The sequence below is a fragment of the Stieleria marina genome, assembly GCA_007741555.1.
In the GTDB taxonomy this organism is placed as follows: domain Bacteria; phylum Planctomycetota; class Planctomycetia; order Pirellulales; family Pirellulaceae; genus K23-9.
The window spans coordinates 4,211,983-4,232,737 of the sequence record CP036526.1 but is presented as its reverse complement, the minus strand read 5'-3'; the positions used below and the strand labels follow the sequence as shown (position 1 = coordinate 4,232,737).

11 protein-coding genes are annotated in these 20,755 nt (G+C 57.2%); 3 read left to right on the top strand and 8 right to left on the bottom strand.

What is annotated here, in order from left to right:
* Positions 1-127 precede the first annotated feature (127 nt).
* A complete protein-coding gene (locus K239x_RS15185) occupies positions 128-9,628 on the top strand; it encodes a beta strand repeat-containing protein (protein ID WP_419188984.1) in 9,501 nt (3,166 codons plus the stop codon).
* A 70-nt stretch (positions 9,629-9,698) separates the two neighbouring features.
* Here the strand turns inward: K239x_RS15185 and K239x_RS15180 are convergent, their stop codons facing one another.
* The 4 genes from K239x_RS15180 to K239x_RS15170 form a co-directional block, all read right to left on the bottom strand.
* On the bottom strand, positions 9,699-10,256 hold the full coding sequence (locus tag K239x_RS15180; protein ID WP_145419104.1) for a hypothetical protein: 558 nt from the start codon (positions 10,254-10,256) through the stop codon (positions 9,699-9,701).
* A gap of 198 nt (positions 10,257-10,454) precedes the next feature.
* The gene (locus tag K239x_RS15175; protein WP_145419102.1) at positions 10,455-11,303 is read right to left on the bottom strand and encodes a hypothetical protein; all 849 of its coding nucleotides are present in this window, start codon (positions 11,301-11,303) and stop codon (positions 10,455-10,457) included.
* 526 nt (positions 11,304-11,829) lie between these two features.
* Positions 11,830-11,994 (bottom strand): hypothetical protein, encoded by a 165-nt coding sequence (locus tag K239x_RS28680; RefSeq protein ID WP_419188983.1) that lies wholly within the window; start codon positions 11,992-11,994, stop codon positions 11,830-11,832.
* A gap of 10 nt (positions 11,995-12,004) precedes the next feature.
* Positions 12,005-12,511 carry a hypothetical protein gene (locus K239x_RS15170; RefSeq protein ID WP_145419100.1) on the bottom strand — a complete coding sequence of 169 codons (507 nt, stop codon included), beginning with the start codon at positions 12,509-12,511 and terminating at the stop codon, positions 12,005-12,007.
* Between the two features lie 217 nt (positions 12,512-12,728).
* On the opposite strand from K239x_RS15170, the gene K239x_RS15165 reads away from it, so the two are divergent.
* Both K239x_RS15165 and K239x_RS15160 read left to right on the top strand, forming a co-directional pair.
* Positions 12,729-14,414, top strand: coding sequence for a S1 RNA-binding domain-containing protein (locus K239x_RS15165; RefSeq protein ID WP_419188982.1), 1,686 nt, complete (start codon positions 12,729-12,731; stop codon positions 14,412-14,414).
* A 279-nt stretch (positions 14,415-14,693) separates the two neighbouring features.
* On the top strand, positions 14,694-15,668 hold the full coding sequence (locus K239x_RS15160; protein ID WP_145419098.1) for a hypothetical protein: 975 nt from the start codon (positions 14,694-14,696) through the stop codon (positions 15,666-15,668).
* Here K239x_RS15160 and K239x_RS15155 read toward each other — a convergent pair.
* The 4 genes from K239x_RS15155 to K239x_RS15140 all read right to left on the bottom strand — a co-directional run bounded on the left by K239x_RS15155 (position 15,665) and on the right by K239x_RS15140 (position 20,744).
* The gene (locus K239x_RS15155; RefSeq protein WP_145419096.1) at positions 15,665-15,901 is read right to left on the bottom strand and encodes a hypothetical protein; all 237 of its coding nucleotides are present in this window, start codon (positions 15,899-15,901) and stop codon (positions 15,665-15,667) included. The genes K239x_RS15160 and K239x_RS15155 overlap by 4 nt on opposite strands.
* Before the next feature lie 18 nt (positions 15,902-15,919).
* Complete coding sequence (locus K239x_RS15150; RefSeq protein WP_145419094.1) at positions 15,920-16,702, bottom strand: zinc ribbon domain-containing protein; 783 nt, start codon at positions 16,700-16,702, stop codon at positions 15,920-15,922.
* A gap of 323 nt (positions 16,703-17,025) precedes the next feature.
* A complete protein-coding gene (locus K239x_RS15145) occupies positions 17,026-18,285 on the bottom strand; it encodes a DUF1552 domain-containing protein (protein ID WP_145419092.1) in 1,260 nt (419 codons plus the stop codon).
* Positions 18,286-18,341: 56 nt separating this feature from the next.
* Entirely contained in the window at positions 18,342-20,744 is a 2,403-nt protein-coding gene (locus tag K239x_RS15140) for a DUF1592 domain-containing protein (protein ID WP_145419090.1), read from the bottom strand.
* Positions 20,745-20,755: the final 11 nt, after the last annotated feature.

Here is a 20,755-nt window from a genome sequence, read left to right as displayed (position 1 = left end):
CAGAGTGCTGCGGAACGTATTTCGCATGATGGTGCGGATTGCATCTTGCAACACGCTCTCGAGCAAACACAACTGCGTCTTGATTGACCACAACTTGATTCACCCCACTATTTCTACCGGAAATTCTATGTTGTCCACCGAAAACGCTTCTGCTGAGACTCCCGCATCATTGAGAACCAGTTCAAGACACAAGCGTCGTCGTTCACGGCCTATTTCCAGTCGACGTGCCGCTCGGACGCGACGATTGAGCTGCGAGACTTTGGAAGCTCGTCGTGTCTTGACTGCTTACTTGGTCACGACGCTCGATGACACGGTGGCCGCCGATGGTGAGGTCAGTTTGCGGGAAGCGATTCAGGCATCCAATACCAACGCAGCGGTCGGTGACGCCGCTGCCGGTGTCAGCGGAGCCGTCGCAGGGGCGCCGGGTGATTCGATTACGTTTGCGGCCGCCCTTAGCAGCGAAACCATTTCGCTCTCTGGCGGGCAGTTTTCCATCAGTGACGACTTGGCCATTGCACTGGGTGATGCGTCGAGCATTACGATTGATGGTGGGGGGGACTCGCGAGTGTTTTTGATTGACGGGGGTGGGCCATCATCGATCGACGGATTGACGATCACCGGTGGTAACGACGTGAACGGTGGCGGAATGTTTGTCAGCGCCGGTCAAACGCTGACGCTAAGCAACGTCAACATCAGTGGTAACGTTGCGACGGGCGACGCGGCGACCGAAGGGGGAGGCGGTGTTTACAGCGAAGCCGATTCCTTGACGATCTCTGATTCGGTCATCGAAAGCAATCAAGCGAGCGGTGCGTCTGGCAGTGGTGGCGGTATCTTTAGCGCAGCCGGTTCGACAACGCTCGATGCGACCAACGTTCGTTTTAATAGTGCCAACCGCGCTGGCGGCGGGGTCGAAGTCGGCGTGGGAACGTTCGTCTTTCAAAACAATTCAGCGCTGACCAACAATGACGTAAATGGCTTAAGCGTGCTGGCGACGGCACCCGCCCCTGGCAACGGTGGCGGTCTACACGTGACCGGAGCGGCCAACGTGAGTTTGACAGGCGGCTCCGTGTTTGGGAATGAAGCCGCCAGCGAAGGTGGTGGGCTTTGGAACAACGCTGGAACGATGACGATCGATGGCACGTTGATCGACAGCAATTTTGTGGAATCGATCGGGGGCGACGCCGATGCGCAGGGCGGAGGAGGTGTATTCAATAACGGCGGTATTTTGAATATCTCCAATGCGACGATCTCAAACAACGAAGCGCTTGATCCGGATGCTGGCGCGACGCAGGACGATGGCGGTGGAGGACTTTTTAATAACGGAGGTACGGTGACGCTGACGGACACGGACCTAACAGCCAACTTTGCGACGGACGGATTGGGCAATGGGGGCGCGATTCTCTCGTTAGGCGGGAGCGTGGTCATTTCCGGTGGAACAATCACGGCAAACGAAGCGGCTCGCGCTGGCGGCGGAATCGAGAACAACGATGGAGCGGTGACTCTCAATGCAGTCACGGTCGGTGGCATCGCGGGGGCTGATGGAAACCTTGCGGGAATCAATGGTGGCGGGCTTCATGTCAGCGCGGCGGGCACGACCAACGTGAATGACGGATCGTTTCAAAACAACGTCGCAATGCGCGAAGGAGGTGGTCTCTGGAACAACGCTGGCACGATGACGATTGACGGCACCATGGTGACTGGTAATACGGCCAGTGGTGACGAATCGCATGACGGCGGCGGCGGCGTGTTTAATAATGGGGGGACACTGGACATCATCGGTGCCACGATCTCGGCGAACTTGGCCAATGGCGCGTCTGGCAGCGGCGGCGGAGTGTTCAGCACCGACGGCGATGTTGATATTCAGTCCAGCACCATCGGCTTGAATGGCGCGAACCGGGCGGGCGGTGGTATCGAGATCGTCGAAGGCAACTTGACGCTAACCGGATCCAATCTGGTGAACAACGACGTCGACGGAACCGCAACAGGAGGACCGGCGGCGCCCGGCAATGGTGGCGGACTGCACGTTAGCGGCGCGGTTACCACCGTGATTGACGGCGGCAGCGTGTTTGGGAACGTCGCTCAAGCCGAAGGCGGTGGACTTTGGAATTCGGGTACGGGCACGATGACGATCCGAAATGGCACCATCATTGAGGCCAACGAAGCGCTGGGCGACAGCGCGGATCAAGGTGGTGGCGGTATCTTTAACAACGGCGGCACACTTGCGATCAACGGTACGGCGTCGGCGATTGCCGTGGTCGACAACTTTGCTTCGGGAACGAGTGGCAGCGGCGGTGGATTGTTGTCAGTCGGCGGCAACGTAACGATCGACAACGCTGACTTTGATCTCAATGCGGCTAACCGCGCCGGCGGCGGGATCGAAATTGCCGGCGGTACGATGACGATCAATGATACGAATTTGACGAACAACGACGTCAATGGCAGTGCGGGGATGGCGGCACCCGGCAACGGCGGTGCGCTGCATATCTCTGGATTCGCGGTCGTCGGTCTTTCGGGAGGCACCGTCAGTGGAAATGCGGCGGCCAACGAAGGCGGTGGTTTGTGGAATTCCAACGTCGGTATCTTGGGTGTCGACGGCGCCACGATCGAAAACAATACCGCAGTCGTCGGTGGCGGTATTTTCACGCAAAGTGGAAGCGCACAGGCAGTGCGTTTGACGATGGTGAACTCGGCTCCCAACGGTGGACCGACCGATAGCGGGCTTTTCCTGACACCCGTGTTCACGGCATTCCACGATGGCGGGTTTGACTTGTTCAATGCCGGGGAAACTGCTTCGGCGGAACTTGAGCGCATCGCCGAAGATGGAAACAACGGGCCAATCACGGCCGCGTTCGCTGCAGGTCAGGCAAACGGAGTTTCGGCATCGTTGCCCGGCGGCCCATTTTCTCCCGGTGCGACTGAGACGGCAGTGTTCGTGCTCGATCCGGTCGACAATCGCTATTACTCCTACGCTTCGATGGTGATTCCGTCGAACGACGCATTCATCGCCAATGATGATGCTCAAATGTTGGAGCTGTTCGATGCGGACGGAAATCTGTTGCCGATTGACTTCACCGTGACTGGTGCAGCGGTTTGGGATGCGGGGACTGAGCTCAACGACGAAACCGACGCCGCCTTCTTTGACCAAATGGCTGCTGATACGGGGACTGCCGAATCAGCCGCGGTCACTAGTCACGCTGGCTTCATCAATTCGGTCGGCAACCCAGGCGGAACATCGATCATTTTGGGCGGCACACAGAGTGTCGGTCCGATGCGAACTTTTGGCACCGCTAACGCGGATTTCACGTCTGACGGCTACGAACTATTGCAAGTCACCATCGAAGATGCTGGAAGCGGGACGAGTTTGGTCAATGTTATTGTCAATGCCAACACAGCGACTGGCGATGCGGCGACCGAAGGTGGCGGCGGCATTTTTCACGGCGACGGGCTGCTGCGGATTACCGGAGGTGCGATCACCAACAACGTCGCCAATGGAATGGCTGGCAGCGGCGGCGGTATCTTGAATCTGGGTGGCACGATCGAGGTTACTTCGGCGGCGATCACTGGAAACACGGCCAATCGTGCGGGCGGCGGAATCGAATCGGCTGCCAATTCCATGACAAATTTGATGGATGTCAATCTGGACGACAACATCGCTGGGCCAGCCAGCTTGGCAGCTCCGGGCAATGGTGGTGGATTGCACATCACTGGCGCGGGGGACGCAACCATCGTAGGCGGTACCGTGTCCGGGAACTTTGCGGCCGCCGAAGGTGGCGGACTTTGGAACGGCACCGGAACGATGACGATTGATGGCACGACCATCCAGGACAACTCGGCAGCTGGCAACGCATCGGATCAAGGCGGCGGCGGAATCTTTAATGCTGGCGGAGCGGTCGATATCGCTAGGGCGACCATCAGCAATAACCTGGCTGCTTCGGCCACGACGTTTGCATTAAGCGGGACGCAGGAAGTCCCGTCAGTGACGACGACTTCGATGGGACAAGCCAGTCTGCAGTATAACCCGCTCAGCGGCACGTTTCGCTTGGATGCGTTTGTATCGGGAATCGAGCTGACCGATCAAACGGCTTTGCCTGAATTGACAGGAGCCCACATCCACTTAGGTGACGCGGGTACAAACGGCGACGTGATCATCAATTTGGGGATCGATACCTGGCAAACCGTTGACGGCGGGATTCGGTTCTTGGCGGATGATGTGGCGGTGCCCGCAGCGAACGTATCGGAGCTACTGGCCGGCGGCACGTATCTGAATATTCACAGCACCAATAATCCCGGCGGCGAAGTCCGCGGGCAAGTGACTTTCCCCGCGACGATGGGTTCCGGTGGCGGAATTCTGAATGATCAAGGTAGCGTGACGATTTTGAATTCGTCGATCTCGGACAACGTCGCCAGTCGTGCGGGCGGCGGTATCGAAAGCAATGTTGGAACAACGACACTCAGTGGTGTCAATTTGGACCGCAACATCGCGGGGGCGAGCGGTGCAGCGACGCCCGGCAACGGCGGTGGACTGCATATTACCGGCGCCGGAAACGCGACCATCAGCGGCGGAACGGTCAACGACAACCGAGCGGGGCGTGAAGGCGGCGGATTGTGGAATGGCAGCGGCGTGATGACCGTCAACGGTACCACGATCAGCGACAACACTGCGTCGGGTCCCGCGGCCGACGATGGCGGTGGTGGTATCTTTAACAATGGTGGTGACCTGCAGCTGACGTCTGTTTCGATTGCTAACAACACTGCCGACGGCGCAAGTAGCTCCGGCGGCGGCATTTTGAACTTGGGCGGTTCGCTGAGCGTGGTCGATTCTTCCATCACCGGAAACGAAGCGAACCGAGCTGGCGGCGGTATCGAAACCACCGGCGGATCTACGGTTTCGATCACCAACAGTGCGATCGATTTCAACTCGCTGGTCGCGGCAACGGTTGCTCCGGGTAACGGCGGTGGGATCCACATCGGTGGCGACGGCGCGGTGACCGTTTCGGGAGGCTCGGTGTCCGACAATGAAGCGATCGAAGGCGGCGGTCTATGGAACTCGTCCGCGGGAACTTTGACGGTCGACGGCACTACTGTGAGCGGCAACACGGCCGTCGCTGGCGGCGGTATTTACAACGATGCTGCCGCTGCGGACGCCGATCAAACGTTTTCGCTGGACTTCATTCCGCTGAACGGTTCCAGTGTGACGGGAACGGGATCGGTCACGGTCAGTTCGCCAACCGCGACGACGCGAACCATTCGCGTTGTGATCGATGCCGAAGGATTGCAGGACGTCAGCGCGTTTGGCGGCCTGCATGTGGCACACATTCATGGACAATTCGCGGGAAATGCGACGCGTCCGGTTTTGGAGCAAGGCGACGGACCGTTCTTTGATGGTGACGGTGGCGCGGCCAATGGTTTTCCACCCACCGCATCGGTGCCGCCTTCCTTGGCAAACGACGACGGGCGAACGATTGCCGACGGGTTCTTGGATTTCTTGGAAGGCCGGCCGCAGTACGGTCCGGTGGTTTTGAATCTGACTTCCGTTCAGCTTCGTGATGCATCAGCGACGTCGTCGAACCCGCCCGAGGGAGTTCCGCCGTTGGGGCATTTCTTGGCACTGGTTGGAGGCGGCGACATCGATCCCGCTGCCCTGTTCCCCAGCGGCACGGAGTTCGACCTCGATACGACGTATACGTTTGACTTGACCAATGCCGATGAAGCTCGTCAGTTCAACAACATTGCTCCAGCAGGCCTTCGCGAGATCGTGTTGCATGGGCAAACCGTCGATACAGCCATCTCGGATGCGATCGATGCCGTTGCGATGGGCACCGCTCCGAGCGGAGTCGATTTGGGCGACGGCAGTAGTTTTCGCATTACCGCGCCGGTGGGCGTTTCGTTGATCACGCCCGTTAGCGGAGGTGTGACCGTGACGAATGCATCGGTCTCAGGCAACATCGCAACTGGCGATGACTTGGCCGAAGGCGGCGGCGGGATTCACAATAGCGGTTCGCTCAGCGTGACTGATTCCGATATCACCGGAAACTCGGCGACGGGTAGTGCCGGCAGCGGTGGCGGAATCTGGAATGGTGGCATCGCAAGCATCTCCGATTCGACCATCAACGTAAATGTTGCAAACCGTGCTGGGGGCGGCATCGAAGCGACTGATACGTCGACGACCACACTGGTAGGCGTCTCACTCAACGCGAACGTAGCGGGACCCGATGGGACCGCCGCACCTGGCAACGGCGGTGGCTTGCATGTGTCCGGGGCTGGAACGACGACGATCGCCGACAGTTCGATTGTCGACAACGTCGCGGCGCGTGAAGGCGGCGGATTGTGGAATGGCAGCGGCGTGATGACGGTATTCAATTCCGACATCAATCAGAATGTCGCCAGCGGAGATTCGGCTGTCCATGGTGGCGGTGGTATCTTCAACAGCGGCGGCAACCTGCAGATTTCGCAGTCGGAGATCACGCGTAACTTTGCCGAAGGTAGCTCGGGCAGCGGAGGCGGTCTGTTTAACCTTGACGGAACGGTATCCGTGACTGACACCGTTATCTCGCGAAACGTTGCCAATCGGGCCGGTGGCGGGATCGAAGACAATTCGGGCCAATCCCTCTCGCTGCTTCGTGTGCAACTGACCGGAAACGACGCGGGATCCTCTCCAGGCAACGGTGGTGGTCTCCATCTAACCGGTGACGGAACCGTCCAAATCGACGCTTCGCTGATCGCTCGCAATTCGGCGGACAACGAAGGCGGCGGATTGTGGAACAGTGCGTCGGGAACCATCAGTGTTTCGCAGTCAACGATCTCCAATAACCTGTCAGGTTCCGGCGGCGGTGTCTTCAATGACGGTTCTGGTGGTGACATCAGCTTGAACAACTCGACCATCGCCAACAACTTTGCGACCGGCAGCGGCGGTGGTCTAGCGACCGAGGGCGGTAGTCTGACAATCAGCAGTGCGACCATCGCGTACAACACGGCGCCCAGCGGTGGCGGAATCGAAGTCAGTGGTGGCGATGTGGATTTGTCGCAAACACTGATCGCGTCGAACAACGCAACGGTGGGGCCAAACATCTCCGGTACCGTCACAAGCTCGGGCAATAATTTGATTGCTGACACCACCGATGCGGTGGTCGACGGAACAAGTGCCAGCGACCTGACGAACGTCGACGCGCGAATCGGCGTCTTGACGGACAACGGCGGGCTGACACCGACAATCGCGTTGCTCGCTGGTAGTCCAGCCATCAATGCCGGCGTCGCGATGGCGGGCGACGTCGATCAACGTGGTGTCTCTCGTCCTCAAGGCGGGCAGGCGGACATCGGAGCGTTTGAATCGGATTTAGCTGGCACGGCTTCGCTGACGCTGGTCGCAGTCGATTCGGAACTGACGGAAGGCGACAGCGGAATGAATAACTTCACGTTCCGTGTCACGCGTTCGGGCAGCGTTGACGGCGAACTGATGTTTGATTTCCGTGCGTTCGGATCGGGCAACAACCCGGCGTCGGTCGGCGACTTTACGACCACCAGCCAGTTGCCGGCGGGGACTGTCACGTTTGCTGACCAGCAAGCGGAAGTCGATTTTATGATCAGCATTCTGGGTGACAACGATGTGGAAGCCACGGAAACCTTTACCGTGCAGATATCCAATCCATCAGGCGGAGCCAACATCGCGGTCGATTCGGCCACGGCGACGATCACCAACGACGATGTTGCTCCGGCACCCACGTTGTCGATCACGGCGGCTGATGGCGATGAACTGGAAGGAAACGCTGACGATGCGATCTTTACGTTCGTCGTGAACCGCAGCAGCGCGGTTGGCAATGCGGCGGTCGATTTTGCAGTCGTCGGGACAGGAACAGATGCAGCAACTGCTGACGATTTTGTTGGTGCGGTGTTGCCGTCGGGAACTTTGAACTTCGTCGATGGCGAATCGTCTCAAACGATCTCCATCCCCGTTGCCGGTGATGATCAGACAGAAAATGACGAAACCTTTAGCGTGACCTTGTCGAACGCCGCGGCTCCGTTTGTGATCCAAACGGCAACCGCTGCGGGAACCATTCGCAACGATGACATGGACCCGGTCACCTTGCCTCCGCTGGTTTCGATCGCCGGGACAGACAGTGACAAAGCGGAAGGCGATACTGGTACGTCGGTGCTGTCGTTTACCGTCACGCGGTCGGCCAACACCGATGGTGTTGCCACTGTTGACTACACCGTGACCGGTAGCGGCACCAATGCCGCAAACGCAGATGATTTTGCTGGCGGAGTGTTTGAAACTGGAACGGTGACGTTTGCGGATGGAGAATCCACTCAAACGATTTTGATCAACGTCGCTGGCGACACGTTAGTCGAACCCGATGAAACCTTCGACGTCACGCTGTCCAATGCATCGACGTCGGTGGTGTTGCAAAACGGAGTCGCGTCGGGTGTGATTCGCAATGACGATGTCAGCGACACTACATCAAGTTTTGCGATTGCCGCAACCGACAGCGATCGAAACGAAGGTGACACGGGCACCACGCCGTTTACCTTTACGGTGACGCGTAGCGGCAGTCTGGATTCGGCAGCGATGATTGATTACAGCGTCGCAGGCACTTCGTCGGCGAACGCCAGCGCGTCTGATTTTGGCGGTACCTTGCCAACGGGGACCGTTGTGTTTGATGCCGGTCAGTCGACAGGAGTGGTGACCGTGAATGTCTCCGGTGACATGGTTGTCGAACCGAGCGAACAATTTACGGTGACATTGGTCAATGCGGCCGCGGGTAATGTGATCGCGACACCATCTGCGATTGGCACGATTCGCAACGATGACAGTTCCGTGATTATCGAATCCCGAGTCATCGCGCCGTTGGATGTCGCACGGGCTCATTCGATTCCGGCATCCACCATGCCGACGGCGATCATTTTTCGAGTCGTATCGCCGACGACGATTTCGGTTGTCCCGATCGGGGCGGTATCGTTTACGGACAACGTGCGGATTTTGGATGACGATTTGTTTGACATCGCTACTTACGTCGACGGGTTTGCTTCGGCGGACGCGTCGGAACTCGGTTTTCATGCGGTGATCTTCGAAGCGTCCACGACAGATCGCTTGTACTCGATCCGATCGTCGGCCGGTCCTAACGCGTTGCAGGGCCAGCCGAAAACGAATTTGTTGCAACCAACCGACACGGATGGCGATAGTCAGACTAGTCCGGCGGATGCTTTGGCGGTGCTTAACGCGCTGGCAAGCCAAGCCGAAGCGAACCGCGGCAACGGTGCGCAGGGTGAATCGGCCGCGTTGATCGATTCGGAATTTTATGTGGACGTGAATCGCGACGGTGAATTGACGCCTTCGGATGTGTTGGTCGTCCTTAACCATCTGTCCGATCAAGCCAACGCGAATCAAGCGTCCGGCGAACAGCTGCCAAGCGATTTCTTGGGAAGTCCGTCATCCGATGCGGATGATACGGCGGTCCGAGATGAAGCATTGGCGCTGTTGGACTCCAGCGACTCAGTCGATAACGGTATCGATGAAGTGGCAGCCGGCCAATCGTCACCGATCGAGCTGGACACCATTGACCGGATTTTTGCTGGTGATGATGAAAGCGAACAAGATTTGGTCGATGACGAACTGGAACTGTTGAGCCGCTAGAGCTTGCGTAGTTGAGCAATGATCGATGCCCATTAAGTGAATGGAGGGGCATCGACCCGGTGAACGTCGATCAGTCGGATTTGTATTTTATTTTGACGGCGTGCTCGGATTTTTTAAGCCGAGTACCCGTCGTCTGGAGTTTGACCAAGGCAGGACGCTGCGCAAATACAGCGGCGGACCAGTCTGCGTCGTCGACAGTGATTTCCAAAGCTGGGCCGTTGGATTTGCAAATGACTTTGATGCCGTCGACGACCGTGGCGCCTTGCTTGTCCGGTTTCAATTTCCAAACGTCGGCTTGGCTGGCCCGCAGGAAATCGTCGAACGAACCCGACTGTGCAATGCCAAAAGCGTTGAAGTGCGAGACACCTATCTGGAAGGTGGCTTCTTTGAGTTTGACCGTGACCATCCACGAGTATTCGCATGCGTTGAGTGGGCTGACACCCCATTCCCACGTCTGATCCAGATCGTCCACTGGAAACGTGAATTTGCAAGTCGTCGCCGTGATTCGTGCCGAAGGTTTAGCGTTCGGCTTGCTCTTCGGTGCGTCAACGCCCGAGCACGGTTCGTCCGCCCACGCACACGACAAAACCATTAAGCAAGAGAGAGCGGTGGGAACGTATCGCAGCATGCGGACACTCTTCGTTTTACGCCGGAGCCCTCGCGAGCGGATTCTCGCGACTGGGAATCGATCCCAACAGAGTATCGTTTCGTCGTCGATCGCAGCAGAGCAATGTCGTTTGGCTTGCCCCGCGGTTCCTGTGCACAGGGCAATCCCCAGGGCAATCCCCAGGGCAATCTCCAGGGCAATCCCTAGGGGGCGAACCTGCTAGAGTTCTTTGTTGCCCATGCTCCAGTCTAAATTCGGTTTCTTGAACTCGGGCATGGATTCCGGGGAACTCTGTTCTTGTCCGATGCGGTGTAACCAGCCGGATTTTAGCGTCCCCAAGTCGTCGAAGAGTTCTGGCTGCAACATCGACATGACCGAATCGGCAACGTCCTGGTTGGCTTCGGGAAAAGCGGCTTCCGTTGAAACGCGTCGGCTGAGCATGTCTCGCATGGACGCATTCATCAGCCAGCAACTGACATTGCGCACGGCATGCACTCCGCGTTCGCGCGATTCTTTTGCAAAGGTCGCTGCTCTGTCATGATCAAAGGCAAACGCCAACGCTTCGGACGGTTGCATCGAAAGACGTCCGATCAAGGCATCGTTCCACCGCTGCACCCCCTGACGCAATCGGTTCAGCCGGACAGCGTGATGGACCGAGTATCCTTCGCGGTGAATCATCAGCCGATGGACGCGGTGACTGACGTCCAAGTGCGCCAGAAAAATCGTGTGCGTGACGGGTGACACTTCATCGCGTCCTTTGGCCGACGCGTTGGCGGATTCGATCTCGGCGGTGACGGCCGCGACGACGCGAGTCAGCATTTCCGATACGATGATCTCTTCCAGTAGTGGCATGTTGCGATCCCACCAGAATCGCAAGTCCACGGTGTCACCGACTCGCTGAGCAGCGCGGTGCTCCGCTAACAGTCCGTGCCAAATTGCGATCCGGCGACGCGAACTGGCCCAGTAGCACGTGACCGCTTCGGACCGAATTTCCGTTTGGCTAGAAATGAGATCGGGTCCGTGCTGCGATAGAATCGCGGCGACTTCGGCCAAGGTGATGCAGTGCATTCAGATGATCGGGGGAAGCAATCGGATTGGGCAGCGTGAATACTGCGATTGCTAAGATGCATCTGCCGTGCCGCAAGGGGTCGGTTGCCGCGTTATGACTGCAAATTGCCGGATAGACGGCGATTGCCGCGTGCAGAAGGTGGCTGGCTGCTTTCGATGACGTTGCACTGACGCAACGTGGCGATCCAAAAGGCAACACACTTCGGGGGCGATCGAGGCACCAGCGGCGCATAAAAAAACGACCTGAATTCTGTGCCCCAGCGTCTCTTCCCCGAAAGGTCGAAAGCTGATCAAAATTCAGATCGTTAGTCGTTCGAATGACGCCCGCTTGCTGCTTGCCCCACACATGCAACGAACATTCATCATCTGAACCTAGAAAGATATCGGACATGGTGCGGGCAAAGTCAAACGGCCACCCGCCCATTTGGCATGAATGCGGGGCAACCCCCACGCAATCGCGCTCAAGTGACCTGTGGTCAGCCACAGTTTTCACGTTCTTTCATAAGCCGCGATTGTTTCGGCCAAGTCAGTTGCGACAAACATACAGCAGCAAGAACGCAGCGGCCCGCGTCAAATGTCGCTCGGACTTTACCGGCGAAGTTGACTGTCCACTTAACGTCGGCTCAAAGTCGGCGTCGGCTACGGGATTCACATCGCCCAGCGCTGCCTTCAGAAGCCGCATCGCAAGCATGGTGAAGTGATTAGCAAAGATACGCCATTATGCATTGCCATTCGATCCACTGAGCCGCCATGCAGTCGTCCGGCTCGCCACGGCGAATCGCATCACTACATAAATCGACAAAATCGCTAGGGTCGTCATAAACGGACCCGGCGGCTTGGGCAATTTGGTCAAAGACTGGATGATCACCCACGCGGCGAAACCAATATTTGGCATTTCCAAAATCGCCTTCTCTGCGGTGCATGATCCCATGCAAAAAGCTGCCTTCGGCGCTGGGCAGATCTTGGCTGATCGTGTGACTGCGATCCAAGTCACCGGCCAATAACCAGAGCCCGCTGATGATTTCGTCGACACGATCCCCTGCGCCGGCGAGGTGCGTCTGCAAATCACCGGAGCTCAAAATCGTGGCCAGGGCGTCATTGCGGGGCCCATCTGCTAAGCCAGGCATCGCGGATTGGGTTACCGCGCTGGCCAGCTGGGGTGAAAGTGCATTCGTTAGAATTGACGCAAAGCCGGCGATTTCAGGCATTACAAACGGCCTAGTTTCGGGGACGAACTAAAGCAACGAAGACTACCGATCTTCCGTGCCTATTGCTAGACTGAGGGGCGGGCTATGGGGGCGTCAATCCACCAACCGATGGTGGCAACGACCAGATGGCGTCGCCAAACTCCGCCCGCTTTCAACTGATCTGCGTTTGATCGACGGCAAAGGGCATCTGTTAAGACTATCCTGACAGACCTATCCGTTGACCAATTTCGTTATTCTGCCTTTTCACGACGACAAACTATTGATGACAACTGGCGACCAAACTCCCGAAAGTTCAGACGTCACTGAAACGACTGCGGCATCCAATGCAGCGGCTGTCGAAACTTCTCCGGCGCAAAGTCCTGCTGAACCAACAGCAGCATCTGCGACAGCACCGACCGTAACCGAACCCGCTGCTGCAGCCGGCAAACCAGCAGCGCGTCCGACCGGTCCGTTGGCTGCTCGCGGGCTGGGCGTTGCCAAACCTGCTTCGCCGTCGGTGTCACCCGAACTGTTGAAAGCAGCCGGTGAAGCGCAAAATGCGACCATCGACAAACCCAAGGCGAAGCCGGGTGCTGGCAAGAAAAAACAACACAAAGTGAAAACGTCCGGTGTGACGGGCCAGAACACGGCTCCCAAAACACCTCGCGTCAAAGTCGCTGTGCCAAGTTTGCGCCAGGAACTTCCCGACGATATCCAAGCGGAATTGGACGCCGAATTAGCGGCAGCAGATTTCGACGCCATCATGAGCGGGCCGGCAGGAATGCCCGAACGCAAAGAACCGCTCGAAGAAGGCCAAACGGTTCACGGTCAAGTCATCAAGATCCAAACCGACACGGTCTTTCTCAGTTTGGGTGGACCCGATCAAGGCACGCTCGCGTTTGAGCAGTTCACTGGCGAAGAGCCGGTGCCTGGCCAGTCGATCGAAGTGGTCGTGCGGGGATTGAATTCCGAAGACGGTCTCTACGCTCTATCATTGCCGGGTTCAACCGTTGCGGTCGCCGACTTGGGCGACATCGACGAAGGCGCTGTTGTAACGGCGACCGTCACCGGACACAACAAAGGCGGCCTCGAGTGCAAAGTGGGCGGCGTCAGCGGGTTCATGCCGATTAGCCAGATCACTGAATACCGAGTCGAAGACCTGAGCGAATTTGTCGATCAAAAAATGGTTTGCTTGGTCACCGAAGCCAACGCGGGCCGCGGCAACTTGGTGCTCAGCCGTCGCGCGATCTTGGAACGCGAACGCGAGGTCAAACGCAAAGAACAACTCGAAAAGATGGAGCCGGGCGACCAGATGGATGGCGTCGTGCGAACCATCAAAGATTTCGGCGCGTTCGTCGATTTGGGTGGATGCGATGGACTGATTCACATCAGCAAATTGAGCTGGGATCGAATCAAACACCCGAGCGAGCTGCTGGAAATGGGACAGCAAGTTTCCGTCGTGGTCGATTCGGTCGACAAAGAAACCGGCAAGATCAGCTTGTCGTACCGCGACCTTCAGGAAAATCCCTGGGACACCGCCGAAGCAGAATTTGCCGTAGGGACCAATCACAAAGGCAGCGTGACCCGCATCGCGGCGTTTGGTTGTTTTGTCCGTTTGGCCGCTGGAGTCGAAGGTCTGGTCCACATCAGCGAGATGGCTCATCACCGTGTTTCGCGAATCGATTCGATCGTCAGCGAAGGCGAAGAAGTCGAAGTCAAGGTTCTGAGCTTTGATCGTGACGCGCAAAAGATCGGGTTGTCGATCAAAGCCGCCCAACACGTCCCCGAAAGCGAAGGGAAGAAAGACGTCGAAGAAGTCGACGAGCCGCCACGCGAACCTGTCGTCAAAGCAACTCACAGTGGCCCGCTCAAAGGCGGCAACAATGCGAGTGCGGGTGGTGAGAAATTTGGTCTTCGCTGGTAGCATGGTTCCGCAGCGTGCATTCAAGCAGATCCCGTTGTGGTCTGTGCAGTCGTGTGCTGCACAATAGGCCGCGACCGTGGGATCTGGCTTTGCGTCAGTAGAGATTGCACGCGGCGATCGTCGCCTGTTGTGTTACTTGCATGCGGCGTGTTTGCATGCTGGGTCGTGTTGGCTTACGTTTGAGGCTTGCTACGGTACGGCGCTGGCGAGGCGTCTACGTGGCGCTGGCAAGACGTCGACACGGCGATTGCATCTAAGCAAAGCTCCCTAGGATTTTGCGTGAACGCTTCACCTCGATTGTTTGATGATGTTTCGCAGGATGTCCCGATGTCACATCAGGCGATGGACGTCGTCGAGGTCGATTTGGCGGAAAACGCCCCGCTTCTATTCCGGTTCGATGGGAATACCTCGTCGGACCCGGACCGAGCCAGCGTGGGCTTGGGCTTAGCAGGCTTGGGCGTCCTTCTGTTTTGCTTGAGTGTCGCGATCCCGCTGGGGATTGAACTTGTCGAGGACGTGTTTTCCGGTCGCCCTGCGTTTTGGGTGATGGGCGGTGTTGCCATGTTGGTCATATTTCCCGCGGGATCGGTCGGGTCGTTTTCGATTGCGGCGGCCATGTTTTGGCATGTGCCGCTGGTGATTCGCTACGCGGTCGCAATCGCACTGTTTGTCCCGTCGGTGGTGGGATTCACTATCAGCTTGGCAATGGTCGAAACGGTCGACTGGGCTGACATCGTCCCGTCCGTTGCGGTTCTGTTTTCAAGCGTGTTTGTTTGCGCAGCGACCGTTGGAATCCTGGCTCAGCTTTGCACGCCCTGGACTTTAGCCCATCTACGCACCACCAGCGAACAGCTTCCGCGGCTGGGAATTCAAACGCTCATTCAGCTCACCACGATCGTCGCGATCACGTTTGCGTTTGTTTCTGTTCTGAAAAGCGAAGTGCCGATCGAAGCGACATTGGCCTTTGGCGGCGTATCGGCTCTAGGCGCAGTGATGGGCATTGTGGCGTGCGTGGCGTATTTGCGAGACGCACCGGTCGGCAGGAAGGGAGTGATTGCAAGCTGCGTCACCGCGTTCGCGATGTCGTTTGCCTTTGTCGCGTGCCTGGCCACCGTCGAATTCGGCTGGCAGAGTGTAGTCTATCAAGCTCACGTAACCCTACCGTTATCGCTATTTGGCGCCGCGATCATCGGTGCGTTTACGTCCGCATGCGTCTACTGGCTGCGACAATGCGGATGGCGATGTGTTCGCTAAAGAGCTGCCGCGGGTGCCACGACAAAGTAGTATGCCACGGCAATGGTCACGACTAACGAACTGATCTGCAACAGCATGATTGCCCAGTAGATAATCGGTTGCTTTTGCCGGTCGACCAGGGCAAAGTCACCGGCCCATCCCGCGACCGCCAAGCCTGTCCATAGCTCAAGCAGCAAGGTCGCGAACATCGAAACGGTAATGCAAATCAGAGCGATGGAAGCAGGCCAGGGCACGATCGATCTCCAGCGTTCCTACTGACGCGATGCGGCAACCAAAAGGCCGATCCCGATGCCACCGAAAAGCAAAAATCCGATCGTCAGTTTGATGATGTCCTTCTTCTGGGCTTCCTTTTTGGCAAACAGGATTCCGAGCTTCAGCAGGGCTCCTACCGACAAAAAGCTGACCGCTCCGGCACATACCTGCAAGAACAACGCCATCGCGCTGAACTCGCTCGCGGAACCTTCTTCGGTTCGGTTGGCCATGTTGACCGCGATTACGGCGATGGCGGTGCCCGATCCCATCATAAATATCACCAACGCCAACATCCACCAGGGCATGCCAGCCTTGGATTCCATCTCACGCTGCAGCCGATCGGCCTTTTTCATGTCCGCTTCGGCTTTGTCCAACGCCATCGTACCGGCGTCAATGTCGACACCGGCGGTTTTATGCGCCTGCATCAGGTCGCCGGTTTCTTTGTTGAAACCGCACTTGGTGCAGAAGACAGCACCGGTGGACATCTCGGCGCGGCAATTCGGGCAGAGACTCGCCACATGATCGCTGAAGCCTTCTTCGTCGAAAAGATCATCCAGAGAATCTCCCCCGCCGACAGGTGCGGCGGCCGCTGCGGGAGGTCGCGCTGCCGCCGGTTTGGACGCCGGCTTCGCGGATGGTTTTACGGATGGTTTAACGGGGGCAGCGGCTTTCTGACCAATCTTGATCACCTTGCCACAACCAGGGCATTTGACCGCTTTTCCAGCCAGTTCGTCCTTCACCTTCAGAGCTTTGCCGCACTGGCATTTGACTTGGATTGGCATCAGCAGCGATCAATCGAAAACGAGATAACGAAACGAACTTGGCGATAGTCGATCGGAGAACAAATCTCCCACCCCGCTATTCTAGTTCGCGTCGGTCTTGTTCGTCGAGACGTCGGGCTGTGTCGTGCAGGGCGAATGATGTTTTGAAGATAGGAGCTTCGCATTAAGCGGCGTCCCGTTAACCGTTGCCCCCTTCCGCTAGCAGTTGACCCCGTTTTAAAAGTGACCTGCCCTGGCTGTGGCGTGCAGAGCGGATGAGGTAGGTGTCCAGCCTATCAAAACCAGTTGGAGCGATTGCAACGCGATTGGCGATTGGGCCAGTTCTACCAAGACATCGCGGCGGAGCTCTGCCCGAACGATTCGGTTTCGATGCCGGTGTCTTGCAGTAGCCGTACAAACAAGTTGCTAAGCGGTGTTTCGTGCTCTTTCTTCATGTCCACGTATCGACCGTGCTGGTAGCCACCGCCGGCTACAAAAATCGGCAAGTTCTTCGCTTCGTGAGCGTTGGCGTTGCCCAGATTGCTGCCGAACACAACCGAAGTGTTATCCAACAAACGGGTGCCGGATTCCTGTCCCGATTTCATTTTTTCCAGCATGCCACCAAAGCATTGGACAATGCCCGTTTCGATCCGTTGCAGTTCCGCAATCTTCGACGGATCTTGCCCGTGGTGCGAAAGATTATGGTGGGTCCCCCTGACGCCGTCGATTTTGGGAACGACGAAGTGGTCTTGAATCATCACGGAAATGATTCGCGACGAATCGGTTTGGATAATCAGCGGGACCAAGTCCAGCAAAAGTCGTGACCGGCCAATCAAATCAGTCGGGTCGTTGATGTCCTTGGGCTGCTGCGTATCGACAGTAGGTTTCGGTTGCTTGCTCCACCCATCCGCCGCTGCGATGTTCGTTTCGGCTTGTCGAACGGAATGGAAATAGTCGTCCAGCAAATGATTGTCGGCCGCGCTGGCCTGTTGCTTCAGCCGTTTGGTCTGCGAACCAAGTTCGTCCAAAATGCTGCGTCCATCTAACAGACGCCGTTTCTGCGCAATGATTTCATCGGGCGTGCCATTGAGAAACATCTTGGCAAACAGCCGCGCCGGGCTGGTCTGTGCTGGGATCATCACGCCACCGTCCGTGTAAGACTGGCTTTGAGACTTGATGGTGCCCATGGTCACCGATGCAAACCGAGTCGCATTGCCAAAATGTTTGGCCGCAACTTGGTCCACGGAGACGGAATTGCGAAATCCAGCGACGCCGGGTTTGCGCGCCGCCGTTAACCAAGTCATTTCGCTGTCGTGGGGCTGACGTCCGATCTGGTCTTCATGCGACAACCCGGAGAACAACGTGAAATCGTTGCGATGCTGGTTCAGCAAATCAAGATAAGGCGTCGATTCGTATTCCTTGCCCGTCGTGGTGGGCCAAAGATTGGGAGAGTGCAATCCCAGTGACGTGCAGACAAACACCATCCGCTTGGGCGGCGCCACCTGGCTGGCTGCCTGAACGGCCGTCATCGATTCCAGAAACGGAAGTGACAGCGAGACGCCAGCGGCCTTCAGAAGGGTTCGGCGAGGGAGTCTAGATGTCATCGGAATCTTTCGTTGCGGTTGAATCGCGATCTGCGAAACACTCAAGGAATCGAAACTCACTTTTCATCAAACAGGCGACTTTGAACGATCGCGTGAATGATATCGCGAACGCGGAAACCATCTGCTTCCGTGGCATCAGTAATTTCCTTGACAACATCGCGATCAGCAAACGCGATTTCGCCGCCGGTGCTGAAGACGATCAACTGCGAGATGAAATTGCGAACCACCGCTCGGCGGTTTTGCATCAGATGCTGCCTATATTGTCGAATGTCTCGAAAGGGGGTGCCATCGGTCGTCACGCCACTTGGGTCGACCGGTGGTCCTTGCTTGGGCGGCAACTTGGTCGTGAAATCGCCAAAAGTCTGTTCTCCGCCGGACGCCCGGTAGTGTGTGCGGAAACCGCCGATGGGGTCAAAACTCTCAAGAGCAAAACCGGGCGGATCAATCTCGCGGTGGCACTGATTGCACGATTCATTGTCCCGGTGAGCCGATAGGATTTCGCGGATCGTCGTTTTGCCGCGCGTGTCAGGTTCAATCGATCCCACGCTGGCCGGCGGAGCGGCGGGCGGTGTCCCCAGAAAATTGGTCAGCACAAAGTTGCCTCGTGTGACCGGTGAAGTGGTGGTGCCGTTGGCCGTCGTTTTCAAAACAGCGGCTTGGGTCAAAATTCCGCCACGTGGGCTGTCGTCGGGCAAAGCGACGCGGCGAAAATGCTGGCCGTCGACTCCGTCGATCCCGTAATGCTGAGCCAGGCGTCGGTTCACGAAAGTGAAATCGGAATCGATCAAATTGTCAGCACTGAGGTTCCTGCGAATTAGATCAGCAAAGAACCACTGCGTTTCCTTGGGGATGGCAGCGGCCAAGAGTTCTTCAAATTCCGGGTACAGGCTTTCGTCGGGTGAAGTCGCGTTGATCTGATGCAGCCGAAGCCACTGCCCAACAAAGTCTTTGACAAATCGATCGGCTTTGGGATCTGCCAGCATTCGATCGACTTGCTGAGCCAGCACCGTGGGGTCTCGCAGCTGGCCCTGGTCGGCAAGCTGCAGCAACGCTGGGTCCGGCATGCTTCGCCAAAGAAAGTACGAAAGCCGACTCGCAAGTGCATGGTCGTCCAATTGACCTGAGCGTCCGCCCAGCAACAGGAACTGCGGCGAACTTAGCATCGACCGCAGCGGAATGCGAAGTGCGTCGGTGATATCGCGGCCAGCATCAAGCGCGGGAGAAGCTAACGAGACAAACTGCTCCAGCTCCGTTTCGGAAACGGGACGACGAAATATGCTTGGTGCCAAACGGCTGACAATGCGTCTGATGTCGTCAATCGGATTGGCGGTTGCGATCACTTCAAAAGGACCGTCTTGGCAACCCAATATCTCGGAGATCTCCAAACCATCCAATAGGTGCATCGTGCTTGGTGGTGGCCAAGACTGGTTCAGCGGGCCCTCGGCACTTTGAGACAGAATTGCCAGCCCCGCGCCTTGAAAAACCTGCGAACCGCCCGCGATAAACACGCTGTCGTTTTTTGCGTTGCGATTGTCAAACGTCAGGTAGGGAATGTCCCCGGGCTTCATCGTCGTTTCGACCAAGATCGTTGTGGGTTCACCGGGCAGCAAGTCGACGGTTTTGGCCAGCTTGGCACCTCCGGATTGGTTCTTGACGATCCATTTTGCGGTGACAGGTTCCGTCGATTGGTAGGCCGCGACTTTGGCCGTTAGTCGATACCTTCCTGGCGAGGGGACACTCGCTACAAACTGAGTCAAATAGTCGACGTCGGCAAACAATACCACGCCGGATCCGTAATTCAATTTGCGGGTGATACTGCCACCGAGGTTAAGTGGTTTGTCGTGCCAGGTTTCTAAAAACCCAAAGTCGTCGTCGGCTTTGTCGCCAAAATCGCGGTAGGGATTGTGGTCCAAGCGGATGGCCAGATCGAGGGCTTCGTCGGCGGCGGCCAGGTAGCTTTCTAAGTGAACGGCGGAAATCCGCTGGCTCGCTCCGACCGTGTCGAAGCTACCCGATTCGCTTTCGTCGGGAATGCCGTTTGTCACATCACCTTGGATCAAAAACAGATCCTGCAGAGTGTAGCGCAGTTCCAACTTGGTTAGGCGTCGGGCTGGAACGCGGCCGGATTTCTGTTTCGCCAGGCTTGCTTCAGCCAGCGAGTGCTTGAGCGTGGTCAAGGCGGCCGATCGAATCTCCGTCGGCGGTCGGTCTTCCGAAGCAGGCGGCATTTCACCCGTCCAAACGCGATCAAAAATTTGTTCCCACTGTCGCTGGGTGGAATCGTCCGTCAGGTCCGTGCCTAGCGATGTGAGATCGAGATTGGTTTCGGTCGAAGCGTCATGGCAATCCACGCACGATGAATCGATCAGGGGAGCAAGTTCATCACGCAGCGTCGCCGCTCGCAACGGACCCGAAGCGATCACTGCGAAAACGAAAATAAAATGGCGGAGACTTATCATGGATGGATTGG

Coding starts and splice junctions, on each gene's coding strand:
- K239x_RS15185 (WP_419188984.1), top strand. CDS start 128: ATGTTGTCCACCGAAAACGCTTCTGCTGAGACTCCCGCATCATTGAGA.
- K239x_RS15180 (WP_145419104.1), bottom strand. CDS start 10,256: ATGCTGCGATACGTTCCCACCGCTCTCTCTTGCTTAATGGTTTTGTCG.
- K239x_RS15175 (WP_145419102.1), bottom strand. CDS start 11,303: ATGCACTGCATCACCTTGGCCGAAGTCGCCGCGATTCTATCGCAGCAC.
- K239x_RS15140 (WP_145419090.1), bottom strand. CDS start 20,744: ATGATAAGTCTCCGCCATTTTATTTTCGTTTTCGCAGTGATCGCTTCG.
- K239x_RS15170 (WP_145419100.1), bottom strand. CDS start 12,511: ATGCCTGAAATCGCCGGCTTTGCGTCAATTCTAACGAATGCACTTTCA.
- K239x_RS28680 (WP_419188983.1), bottom strand. CDS start 11,994: ATGCTTGCGATGCGGCTTCTGAAGGCAGCGCTGGGCGATGTGAATCCC.
- K239x_RS15145 (WP_145419092.1), bottom strand. CDS start 18,285: ATGACATCTAGACTCCCTCGCCGAACCCTTCTGAAGGCCGCTGGCGTC.
- K239x_RS15150 (WP_145419094.1), bottom strand. CDS start 16,702: ATGCCAATCCAAGTCAAATGCCAGTGCGGCAAAGCTCTGAAGGTGAAG.